6 protein-coding genes and 1 pseudogene are annotated in these 12,011 nt (G+C 70.7%); 3 read left to right on the top strand and 4 right to left on the bottom strand.

Going from position 1 to position 12,011, the window contains the following annotated elements:
- Positions 1-168: 168 nt before the first annotated feature.
- Positions 169-759: pseudogene (locus tag WMF22_RS12240) on the bottom strand (malonic semialdehyde reductase); the annotation flags it as partial.
- 205 nt (positions 760-964) lie between these two features.
- On the opposite strand from WMF22_RS12240, the gene WMF22_RS12245 reads away from it, so the two are divergent.
- Positions 965-1,951: a LysR family transcriptional regulator gene (locus WMF22_RS12245; RefSeq protein ID WP_437299282.1), complete on the top strand. Its 987-nt coding sequence runs from the start codon at positions 965-967 to the stop codon at positions 1,949-1,951.
- 191 nt (positions 1,952-2,142) lie between these two features.
- Here WMF22_RS12245 and WMF22_RS12250 read toward each other — a convergent pair whose 3' ends face one another.
- A complete protein-coding gene (locus WMF22_RS12250; protein ID WP_438035869.1) occupies positions 2,143-7,695 on the bottom strand; it encodes an AAA family ATPase in 5,553 nt (1,850 codons plus the stop codon).
- 317 nt (positions 7,696-8,012) lie between these two features.
- Here WMF22_RS12250 and WMF22_RS12255 point away from each other — a divergent pair, with 317 nt between their 5' ends.
- Positions 8,013-8,369, top strand: coding sequence for an ArsR/SmtB family transcription factor (locus WMF22_RS12255; RefSeq protein WP_436601923.1), 357 nt, complete (start codon positions 8,013-8,015; stop codon positions 8,367-8,369).
- Positions 8,356-8,880 carry an SRPBCC family protein gene (locus WMF22_RS12260; protein ID WP_169508844.1) on the top strand — a complete coding sequence of 175 codons (525 nt, stop codon included), beginning with the start codon at positions 8,356-8,358 and terminating at the stop codon, positions 8,878-8,880. Before WMF22_RS12255 ends, WMF22_RS12260 begins: the two co-directional genes overlap by 14 nt.
- 8 nt (positions 8,881-8,888) lie before the next feature.
- On the opposite strand, the gene WMF22_RS12265 is transcribed toward WMF22_RS12260, so the two are convergent.
- Complete coding sequence (locus WMF22_RS12265) at positions 8,889-10,169, bottom strand: sigma 54-interacting transcriptional regulator (protein ID WP_438035870.1); 1,281 nt, start codon at positions 10,167-10,169, stop codon at positions 8,889-8,891.
- Between the two features lie 118 nt (positions 10,170-10,287).
- Positions 10,288-11,301: a hypothetical protein gene (locus WMF22_RS12270; RefSeq protein WP_438035871.1), complete on the bottom strand. Its 1,014-nt coding sequence runs from the start codon at positions 11,299-11,301 to the stop codon at positions 10,288-10,290.
- Positions 11,302-12,011 lie beyond the last annotated feature (710 nt).

Raw genomic sequence — 12,011 nt, forward strand, 5'->3', positions numbered from 1 at the left:
CGCTCGCCGCTTCGGACCTCGACGGCGTGGCCGCCGTCGCCGGCCAGGGCCCAGTGATGAAGCGTGAGCGGGCCGCGGCGCTGCGCCGGCGGGTCGAGCAACGCGGTGTTGCCGTGGACAGCGAAGGTCCAGGTGCAGCCGTCGCCGTCGGCGGCGGTAGCCGGTCGACTACGCGATACGGCAGGCCTCTTCGAAATCGAGGCGGGGGTTGCGCGGGTAGAGCTTCGCCGGATCGCCGTGGCCCAGGTTGATGAGGAGGATCGATCTCCAGGGCACGTCGGCGAAGAACGCGGCGTCGACCTTCTCCCGGTCGAAGCCGCCCATCGGCCCGCAGTCGAGCCCGAGCGCGCGGGCCGCGAGGATCAGGTAGCCGGCCTGGAGCGAGGCGTTCTGGAGGAGAAAGAAGTCGCGCTGCTCCGGCGGCATCCCGGCGAGGGCCTCGCCCATCGTCGGGCGCGCCGGGAAGAGCTTCGGCATCTTCTCGTGAAAGCGCGTGTCATAGGCGATGATCGCGGTGACGGGCGCGCTCATGGTCTTCTCGACGTTGCCCTCCGCGAGGCAGGGGCGCAGGCGCTCCCTGGCCTCAGGGCTCTTCACGAAGACGATCCGCGCCGGCACGCTGTTGGCCGCGGTCGGGCCGAGGCGCAGGGCCTCGTAGAGGCGGTGCAGGGTCGCGTCGTCGATGGGCTCGGCGAGCCAGCCGTTGTGGGTGCGCGCTTCGACGAGGACTTGCTGGAGGAGTTGGTCGCTCATGGTGCTTGCTCGGTGGTGAGTGGGTGAGGTGGGGCGAGTCGTTCCGTGAGATCCCGCCTCAGGTCGCGAGCGCGTGCTCGCCGACGCGGGCCTCGGTCTCGGGCTTCGGGGAGGGTGCGCGCCCTGTCGTTCATGAGCGAGCATTCTGAGGCCTGGACACGCCTGTAACAATGCATCAACAATTGGAAGCAGCTGCCAGGATTTGATCCAGATGGACGAACCCCTCGAGACCTCCGAGCTCCTCGCCTTCTCGAAGGCCGTGGAGGCCGGATCCCTGTCCCGCGCCGCCGCCGAGCTCGGCGTCCCTCGCGCCACCATCAGCCGCCGCCTCGCGCGGCTGGAGGAGCGGCTCGGCGTGCGCTTGCTCCGCAGGACGACGCGCAGCCTCGCCCCCACCGACGCGGGCGAGGCGCTCTACCGCCACGCCCGCGTCGTGCTCGACGCGGTCCATCACGCCGAGGCGAGCGTGCGCAAGGCCGACGGCGCCGTGCGCGGCGAGCTGCGCGTCTCGGTGCCGCCGATGGTGGACACGAGCTTCAACGCGATGATCTGCGATTTTGCGCGGCGCTACCCCGAGGTCCGCCTCCACGTCCACAGCACGACCCAGCACGTCGACCTCCAGCGCGGCGGCTACGACGTCGCGCTCCGCGCGAGCAGCGCGCTCGAGCCCGGCCTCATCGCCCGGACGCTGGCGCGCATGCCGCTCCTCGCGGTCGCCTCGCCCGCGTACCTCGAGGCCCGCGGCACGCCGCGCACGCGCCGTGATCTGCGGAGCCACCGCTGCATGATGGGCTTCGCCCGGGGGGAGCTGCCGCAGACGCACTGGCCGTCCTCCGGCGGCAAGTTCCAGGTCGAGGGCGCGCTCTTCACGAACGACCTCCTCCTGCTCTGCGACGCCGCGCTAGCGGGCCTCGGCATCGCGCTCTTGCCGCAGCAGGTCGTGCGCCCTCACCTCGAGAGCGGCGCCCTCCTGCACGTGTTACAAGGCGCGATCCAGGCGGAATCACACATCGCGGTGGTCTACGCGGAGCGGGAGTTCATGCCGCCGCAGCTCCGCGCCTTCATCGACGCGGTGATGGCGTGGGGAGGGGAGAACCTCCTCCCGCGGGCGGACGCGCCGAAGCCGAAGCGGGCGGCGAAGAGCGGCCCGCGCCCGCGCTCGAGATCGCCCGGCGGCGCTCGGCGCGCCTCCGGATAGCCTCGCCCTGCAGGCTGTGGAGGGAGCGCGGTCCTTGCTGATGGCGGCCTGAACCGAGCGGGCGGGCGGCCTCGCGTCGCCCGTGCGCCGCCTTCCTCGCCGTCACAACGTGGAATCGTCGAGCGGGGAGCAACGGACAAACCGAGGGACAGGTGACCAAGCCGAGCTCACGACGCCGCTCCAGGTAACCGCTACGACGACAAATCCCCCGCGCGCTCGGTCGAGAGCGGCAGCTCGACGCAGAAGGTCGAGCCCCGGCCGGCCTCACTCGACACGCGAATTCGGCCGCCGTGCGCCTCGACGATGGTGCGGGTGATGTAGAGGCCGAGCCCGAGCCCCCCGTAATGCTTCGACGAGACGCCGCGGCGAAATCGTTCGAAGAGCTGCGCCTGCACTTCGGCCGAGATCCCGATCCCACGGTCGGTCACCGAGAGCCGCGCGACCCGATCTTCCCGGGTGATGGTGATGTCGATCGGCTGGCGTTCCCCGAATTTGATCGCATTGGTGAGGAGGTTGGTCACGACCTGCTCCAGGCGGAGCGGGTCCCACCGGCCGATGACCGGCTGCTCCGCGCGCACGGCGACCACGCTGCCTGACTGCGCGATCTGATCGCCGAGGTGGGCGACGACCTCGTCGACGAGCGCGCGCAGCTCGACGGGCGCCGTATACAGCTCGAGCCTCCCCGCCTGGATCCGGGAGACGTCGAGCAGCATATCGATGAGGTCGGTGAGGCGCTTGATCTGGCGGCCAGAGAGGGCGACCGCGGAGCGCACGCGCTCGACGTCCATGCTCCGCGCGAGCCTTTTCCCCAGCGATTGAATGGCGAGCTGCAGGCTCGTGAGCGGGGTGCGGAGCTCGTGCGAGGCGATAGAAAGGAACTCGTCCCGCAGGTGCACGGCCTCCTCCGCTGCCGTGCGCGCCCGCCGCTCGTCCAGGAGGAGCTGATCGCGCTGCTGCTCGGCGCGCACGCGCGCGGTGATGTCGCGGAAGCTCCAGACCCGCCCGACCACGCGCCCGCCGAGGCGCTGGGGCTGCGAATAACGCTCGAAGACGCGCCCGTCCGTGAACGGGATGGCATCGAAGCTGGACTCCTCGGGCGAGGCATAGAGAGCGCGGATCCTTTGCAGAAACGCCTCGGGATCGAGGACCTGGTCGCAGACGAACGTACGGAACGTGTCGTCCGACCCGGTGGAGAGGATCTCGTCCGGGATGCGCCACATCGCCGAGAACCTGTGATTCTGACACAGGACGCGCTGCTCGTCGTCGACGACGAGGATGCCGTCCGCCGTCGATTCGAGCGTGGCCTCGAGGAGCGAGAGGGAATGGCGGAGCACCTCCTCGGCGCGCCGTCGCTCCGCGTTCTCTTGCTGCAGATCCGCATAGAGGCGCGCATTTTCGATGGAGTTGGCCGCCTGGGCGGAGAGCAGCCGGATCACCTCGACGCGATCGGGGGTGAAGGCAGAGCGGGTGAGGTCGTTTTCGAGATAGATCACGCCGGCGAGGCGGCCCTTGTAGACGATGGGCGCGGCGAGCGAGGCGCGCGGCGCACCGCCGGCGAAGCAGGGATCGCCCCCGAACGGCCCGTCGATCGCGAGGTCGTCGAGCAGGACGGTCTCGCGCGTCCGCGCCACGTACGTGACGACGCTGGCCGGCAGGTCCTTGCGGCCCTCGAGGGGCGCCGCGCCGAGCACGTGGACCGACGCATCCCGGATGTGGTGCTCGGCCACGACGACGAGCCGTCCGTCACGCAGGAGCAGGAGGACGCCGCGCCGCGCGCCGGCGTTCTCGACCATGATGCGCATGAGCGCGTCGAGCAGGCGGTCGAGGACGATCTCGCCCGAGATAGCCTGAGAGGCCTTGAGCACCGAGCCGACGTCGAGCGCGGCGCCGGCCTGCCGGCTCCTCTCGCCGCGGAGGCTCTCGCCCGGGACGAGGTCGGGGTACGCGTTCTCGAGGCGCCGCATCGCCGCCGTCGCGCCCCAGCGGCCGTACGCCCTGTGCGCCTTGGTCAGGTAGGCGCCGGCGATGGTTTCCTTGCCGAGCGCGCGGAAGCAGAGGCCCGCGAGCTCGTTGCCGAGCGCCTCGTCGTGGAGATAGCCGCCGCGCTGCGCGAGAGCGATCGCCTCGTCGTAGCGGTCCCCGGCGGCGCGCGCGTCGCCGCGGACGCGCGCGAGCTCGGCGAGGAGGAGGGCGCGGCGGTGCGCCAGGTTCTCCGGGCAGAGGTCCGCCCAGCGCGAGAGTTTTTCGGCGGAGACCTCGGCGCGGGCGAGGAAGAGCGCGCGCTCCGCTGGGGAGACGACGTCCGCCGCCTGCGTGAACGCGATGCCTGCGTAGCAATGGAACGCGGGGTTGCCATGCCAGGCCGCCACGGCCGGGATTTCGATGTTCGGCAAGAGCGCAGCGCGCGCCGCTTCCTCGAACGCCCCCTGGAAGACGCAGAGGATGACGATGTAGAAGTGGGCGAAGAAGAACGAGGCCTGGTTGTCGATGCGGCGGGACTCCTCGATCACCTCGTCGATATCGACCCACGCCCCCTTGAGCGTTGCGGGGCGCTCGGTCTCGACCGAGAGCTGGTGCGCGATCTGTCCGACCGCGCCGACCGCCCAGGTGATGGCATTGAACTCGTCGAGCTTGCGCATCGGCTGGTAGCTCCGCGCCTCGGCGAGGAGGTCGGAGAGCGGGAGGCCGCGCAGGAGGCTGTTCGTGATGCCATTGGCCGTGTTGTAGAACGACCAGATGTACTGGCCCGTTTCGAGCCCGGCGTGCACCCCGGCGACCAGCGACGCCTTGCAGGCGGCGTAGCCCTCTCGCCAATGCTGCACGAAGGCGCCCCACATATTGCGGAGCATCGCCTCGGACTTCTTGTCCGTGTAGCGGTCCGCGAGGTCGATGGCGGCGCGGCCGAAGCGGTAGCCGAGCGCGATGTCGCCGCGGGCGCAGAGGAGCATCCCGAAGTTCATGCAGCCGAAGATCGAGTTCTTCGAGAGCCCGTGGCGCAGCGTGTTCTCGAGGATCTTCGCGACCGTGATGCCGAGGTCGTTCGTGGCCAGGAAGTAGCAGGGGAGAAAGAGCTCCTGGAGCACGTCCTGCATGGCGAGGATCTCCGGGTCCGCGAGCGGCGGCAGGCCTGGCAGCGCCTCGATCGTCCTTTCCCGGACGAGATCCATCGTCGCCCGCACCTGGGCGTCGAGCATGGCGTCGTCCGGGAAGAGAGGCAGGTCGATCCCGAACGGGCGCAGGGCCTCGAGCCCCTCCGCGAGCGCGGCTGGCAGGTCGTTCTTGAGCACCTGCACGTTCATCTTGAGCCGCAGCACCTCGGTGCGATCGAGCCGGCTCGCGGCCCGCTCCAGGCCTTCGGAGAGGATCGCGAGGGCGTCGTCATGCTGGCCGCAGAGCGAGAGCATCAGGGCGGCTCTCTTCGCGTATTCGAGGCGGAGCGGGTACTGTGACGCCCAGGCGTCCTCCGGAAGGTGCAGGAGGCCGAACTGCAGGTAGCGCAGCGCGGCGCCGAAGGCGGCCGAGTCCTCGGCGCGGCATGCGGCCTCGAGGCTCATGCGGGCGAGGTGCAGGCGCTCCGCGGGGGCCGACACGAGGTCGCCTGCGCTGTTCAGGTGGCCGACGACGTCGAAGAGGTTCTGGCTCTCCGAGAGGTCTAGCTTGCCCGCGAGCAGCCGGCCGATCCGGAGGTGGAAGGCGGGTCGGTCCGCCTCCGGGATCATCGCGTAGGCGCCCTCCTGGACCTTGTCATGGGCGAAGCGGTAGCCGCCGCGCCCGGCGATCACGAGCCCCTCGCTCACGGCGGGATCGAGGCGGGCGTACACGTCTTCCGGCGAGCACTCGTTCACCGCGGCGAGCACGTCGAGGTCGAACCGGTTGCCGATCGCCGCGGCGAGGTTGAGCGCCTTCACCGTCGCCGGCGGCAGGCGCGCGATGGTGCGCACCATGAGGTCTGCGACGTTGTCCGTGTACCCGAGCGCGTCGATCGCGGCGAGATCCCAGCGCCAGCCTGATCCGGCTGCGTACGCGAGGACGCCGTGGTCGTGCAGCGGCCGGACGAACTCCTTGACGAAGAACGGGTTGCCGCCGGTCTTCTTCTGCACCACATCGGCGAGCGGCCCACAGTCGCTGCGCTTGAGGCTATCCGAGAGCATCTCGATCAGGTGCGGGCGCGCGAGCGGGGCGAGTACGATGTTGCGCACGACGAGCCCGGCTTGCTTGAGCTCCTCGATCGCCAGGATGAACGGGTGCCCGGGCGATACCTCGTTGTCACGGTAAGCGCCGCAGAAAAAGAGGGCATCGAGCGAGTCGTCGGCGAGGAGCGCGCGGAGCAGCCCGAGGCTCGCGGGGTCGATCCACTGAAGATCGTCGAGGAACAGGACGAGCGGGTGCGCGCGCCGCGCGAACACCGAGACGAACAGCAAGAAGCACCGATTCAGGCGGTTTTGCGCCTCGATCGGGCCGAGCGCCGGGACGGGCGGCTGCGGGCCGATCACGTGGGAGAGCGACGGGATGACGTCGCAGACGACCTGCGCGTTCGGCCCGAGCGCCTCGAGGAGCGCGCTCCGAAAGCGGAGGATGCGCGCATCGCTCTCGGTGAGGATCTGCCGCACGAGGCCGTCGAACGCCTGGATCACCGCGCTGTAGGGCGCGCCGCGGTTGTATTGGTCGTATTTGCCGCTCGTGAAATAGCCCTTCTGCCGCGCGAGTGGCTTCAAGATCTCGTGTACGAGCGAGGACTTCCCGATCCCCGAGTAGCCGGAGACGAGGACGATCTCACGGCCCCCCTCGAGCGCGCGCTCGAACGCGGCGGTGAGCGCCTCGATGTCATGCTCGCGGCCATAGAGCTTCTGGTGGATCCGGAAGAGGTCCTGACGATCGCGCTGGCCCGCGACGAAGGGCTCGATCGTCCCCGCGCCGCGCAGGGCCTCGCGGCAGTGATTGAGGTCGGCGAGCAGGCCCTCGGCGCTCTGGTAACGCTCCTCGGCGTTCTTCGCGAGCAGCTTGAGCACGATGTCGGAAACGGCCTCGGGGATGTTCGGATCGACGCAGGAGGGCGGCGTGGGCGGGAGGGCGAGGTGCGCGTGAATGAGCTCCATCGGGTCCAGGGCCTCGAAGGGGCGCCGACCCGTGAGCATCTGGTACAGAATGACGCCGAGCGCGTAGAGGTCGGTCCGGTAGTCGACACCGCGGTTCATGCGGCCTGTCTGCTCGGGGGAGACGTAGGGCAGCACGTCGGCGATGACCGCCGGCGCGTAGAGCCGTTCGTGCGCGTGGGTGATCTCGGCGTCGGCGCCGAAGCCATTGATCTTGACCGCGCCGCGCGCGCCGACGAGCACGTTCTGCGGGCGCAGATCGCGGTGGACGAGCCCGGCCACGTGCACCGCGGCGAGACCTTCGGCGAGCGCAGCCGCGAGATCGAGCGCCTCGCCGACCGGCATCCTGTGTGACGGGCGCGCGGCGAGGATCTGCGCGAGATCGCGGCCCGGGAAGTCCTCGAGGACGACGACCAAGGAGCCGGCGAGCGCCTCGACGCCGCGCAGGGCGACGAGGCGGGGCGAGGCGAGGCGCGCGATGCGCTCGTACTGGTGCTTGAAGCGCACGACCTCGGCGCCGGTCGATCTTTCCGCGCACAGGATTTTCAGCAAAACCGGGACGCCGTCGCCCTCGTGGTATGCGCGGTACAGTGCAAAATCGGCAGTTTCCTCGATTTTTTCGCGGAGCGCGTAGCCTCTCTCGACGATCATCGAAAACCTTGCTCGCTCGTCAACGCGACGCACTGCGACCAGCTACTTATATATTCCAAAGGGTGTGACTTGGCACCGGCGGAGTTTGGCCCACGCCCAGCTCGTGCGGCTCTCGGGTGTGCAGGCGCGTGAGGTCGTCAGGAAACTCCGAACGCCCCCTGGAGTCCGGACGCTTGGCGCACCCCTTGGCGCTCAAGCGGGATCTCCGCTGTCACTGCAAATGGTCGCAAATTGATGAATCAAAGTCGGCTCGCGACGGAGCACACGCTCGATCTCCTCTTGCACGACGCCGACTCGCGCGTTAGATACTGAACCACATGGTTCAGTATTCGAGTGCCCGCCTCGATGCTTCCTTCGCCGCGCTTTCCGACGCGACCCGGCGCGGCGTTCTGGAGCAGCTCGGACGAGCCGACGCTTCGATCACGGACCTCGCCGAGAAGTTTCACATGACCCTCACGGGCATGAAGAAGCACGTCGGCGTCCTCGAGCGGGCTGGGCTCGTCACCACCGAGAAGGTCGGCCGCGTGCGTACCTGCAAGCTCGGCCCGCGCCGGCTCGACGAAGAGACGGCGTGGATCGAGAGGTACCGCCAGCTCTGGGCCGCACGCTTCGACGAGCTGGACAAGGTCATCGAGGAGCTGAAACGAAAGGAGAACGTCGATGGACGCAAGTAAAGAGAGTGAGCCCAAACTGACGAGTCATCGCACGACGGTGGAGCCGAAGTCCGATCGCGAGATCGTCGTCACACGGACCTTCGATGCCCCGGCGCGCATCGTGTTCCAGGCGTGGACCACGCCGGAGCTGTTCAGGCGGTGGTGGATACCGAAGTCGATGCCCGTGCCTCTACTTTCCTACGAAGCGGATATTCGCACCGGCGGCAGCTACCGCCTGGTCTTTGGTCATGATGCCGCGCAGCCGATGGCGTTCTTCGGCACGTACCTCGAAGTGACACCGCATTCGCGCATCGTGTGGACGAACGACGAAGCGGGCGACGATGGCGCCGTCACGACCGTGACCCTCGAGGAAAAAGGCGGCAAGACGCTGCAGGTGCTGCACGAGCTCTATCGATCGAAGCAAGCGCGCGACGCCGCCCTGGCCTCGGGCGCGTACAGCGGGATGGGCGAGACGTTCGAGCAGCTCGATGAGCTTCTCGTCACGCTTGGTACGACGGCGCGATCGTCCTGAAGCCATCCTCACTCCCCTTGCTGAGCGCGCTTGCGGAAGCGCAGCAGCTTGCCGCGCGAGACGCCGAGCCGCTCCGCGGCCGACGTCATGTTGCCCCCGGCGGCCGCGAGGGCGGCCTCGACGCGCTCCTGCGTGAGCGCGGTCTTCTGGTCGTCCGGCGCCTTCCCCAGCACCTCTTCGACCGCCCACAGCCGCAGCCCGGGCGCGTGATCGAGGCGGCGCACCTCCGCGAGGGCCGCGTCGAGCCCGCGCACGTTGCTCGGCCAGGGCTCGAGCAGCAGCCGCTCCATGGCCTCGACCTCGACCGCTTCGGCCGGGAGCGCGACGCCCGCGCGCCGCGCGAGCTCGCCTGCCACGCTGAAGAGGTCCTCGCGCCGCTCGCGGAGCGCCGGCACGTGGATGCGCGCCATCGCGAGCCGCGCGAACAGGTCCCGCCGGAACGCCCCGCGCTCCACCATGTCCTCGAGGTCCCTGTGGGTCGCGGCGACGACCAGCACGTTCACGTGGACCGGCCGCTGCGCCCCGACCGGCAGCACCTCGCGGTTCTCCAGGAGCCGCAGCAGCTTCGCCTGGAGATCGGGATCGAGCTCGCCGATCTCGTCGAGGAACAGCGTCCCGCCGTCGTGGGCCACGACGATCCCGGGCGCGGCGCTGCGCGCGTCCGAGAACGCCCCCGCCACGTGGCCGAACATCTGGGACTCGAACACGCCGCGGGCGACGCCGGCCACGTTCACCGCCGCGAACGGCGCCGCGCGCCCGAGCGCCGCCGCCGTGGCGCGCGCGACGAGCTCCTTGCCCACGCCGGTCTCTCCTTCGATGAGCACGTTGCCGGGGCGGCTCCGCGGCAGGCCCTCGAGGGGCTGCGCCACGGTGCGCAGGCCGTACGGCCCGACGAGCCCGCCCACCGGCGGCGCCGGATCGAGCGGGCCGAGGAGCTCCTCGCGGAAGACGAACAGGACCCGCCCGAGCCGCAGCACCGCCCCGTCGTCGAGCGGCGTGAGGTCGCGCGGCGCGAGCCTCGACCCGTTCACCCACGTGCCGTTGCGCGACCCGACGTCCGCGACGCGCAGCGCGCCGCCGGCGCGATCGATCCGCAGGTGCTTGCCTGACACCTCCGCGTCGGCGAGGCCGCGTTCCGCGAGCCAGGCGCGGCCGATGACGCTCCCGGAGTCGGGCAGCGCGAACGCCATGGGCCGCGGGAACGCGCACACAAGCGCTGGCCGCCGCCTCCCGGCCTCGGGTCGCACCGGGCTCCGGTGCTCGACGGTGCTCGACACGTCCTTGGCCATTCTCCTCGCAGGGTGCCATGCGCCTCCGGAGCGTGGAAGCGCAGCGCTGGGGGCGACGGTGGTGTCGTTCGCCCGGAGCTCCGCGGAGCTTCCCGCAGAGAAGCGCGGCTTCAGCGCCTCAGAGAGACCGCCCGTCGAACCCGCACATCGGGTCGCCCGGGTTCGTGCACCTGGGCTGCTGGGGCCCCACCTCCACCTGCGGTCGCGGTCCCGACGCCGCGGGTCGGGAGAGCGCCTCCCGCAGGTGGGCGAGCGCGCTCTCGTAAGCGCGGAGCGCGCCCTCGTCGGCGCCGGGCGTCCTCGCGCGCGCCGCGGCGACCTGGGCCGCCGCCGTCGCCTCGGGCCGCCGCCGCTCCGCGGCCCATGCGGCGAGGTCGGCGTGGCGCCGATCGAGCGCCGCGATCCTCTCGAGCGCGTCGAGCCGTGTCTCCAGCGCGTCGAGCGCGTCCCCGAACGCCCGCAGCCGGTTGTGGTCCAGCGCCCGAGGATCGAGGGCGTTCCGCGCCGCCTCCGCGGTCGCGGTCGCCTCCGCGGCGTCGCGGGCGAGGGGCCGGCCGCGCAGCGCCGCGTGGCGCCGATCGAGGGCCGCGAGCTCGGCCGCCCTCGCGCTCTCGCGCTCCTCTGCCAGCGCCGCCTGAGCATCGCGGAGCCGCTGGGCTTCTCGCTGGAGGCCTGCCACGTGCTGCGCGACCCCGTGGGCGGCCGCTGCGCCGCCGCACAGCGCGAGGCCGAGCGCGGCGGCGAGCGCGTGCGTCAGGCTTCGGCGCCGTCCCTCGGCGCGCGCGCGGACGACGGCCAGCTCGTGCGCGCGCGCCGCGTTCTCCGCCTCGAGGCGCGCCTTCGCCTCGGCCTCGATGCGCGCCACCTCGAGCGCCGCCCGTGACCGCGCTTCCGCGCGCGCCTCCGCCTCGGCCTGCTCCCGCTCGCGCCGCGCCTGCGTCTCTGCCTCGGCCGCGGCCCGGGCCGCCTCCGCGGCGCGCCGGCGCGCTTCCTCCTCGCGCTGCTCGCGGGCTTCCTTCTCGCACGCTCTCGCGCGCTGGAGGTGCTCCTCCCGCACGCGCGCCTCCTCGAGCTTCGCGAGCTCCGCGAGGGAGAACGTGACGGACGTATCGGAGGTATCTCGGCTCATCATCGGCATCGGGGCTCCTCTCCGAGCGCCCCCGTAGCAGCCCGCGTGCCGACGATATCCAATGTAAATTCAGTAACTTAGGCCCGTGATTCGGCCCGAGCGGGCGATCGCGATCGCGCCCGGCGCCACCGATCGCGATCGCGATCGCGCCACGTCCGCGCGCTCCAGGTGGACCCGCGACCCCCGCGACCACGGCGCGTCGCTGGGCCTCTTCACGATCGGCGCGGCCGGCGCCCACGGTAGGCCCGAGGGGAGGGGGCTCGGAACCACCTCCCCCGCGCCGGCCCGGCGAACCGAGCCACCCCGCGCGCCGAGGCCTTCCTCTTCAGTTCGCCCGCCTCGTCCCGATCGTTCCGATCGCAGCCGCGCTCTCGACCATTGGCGTTGACAGCCACGAGGTGCCCATATAGGGTGCGCCTCTCGCGAACCGGCGGAACAGTCGGCCACCTCGGTCGACCGCCCTCTGGCACCGTGACCTCCTCGATCAGCTCGGCCAGTTCGGCGAAAAACACTCGCCGAACACTCAATAAAAAGAGTCGAAAGAGAAGGTTGACAGGTTCGCGAAGGGGCTCTAGATAGGGCCCCCCGCGTCGGCGGAGGCGGAGAGTCGGCGAGCGAAGCTCGCGCATCTCCTAGCCGCTCGACGGGCGCTCCTCGATCGAGTCGACGGCCGTGTCAGCACACCCCGCAAGGGATGGCGCTGGAGCGGGCCC

This window comes from Sorangium sp. So ce204 (assembly GCF_051526795.1).
Taxonomy (GTDB): Bacteria; Myxococcota_A; Polyangia; order Polyangiales; family Polyangiaceae; genus Sorangium; species Sorangium cellulosum_B.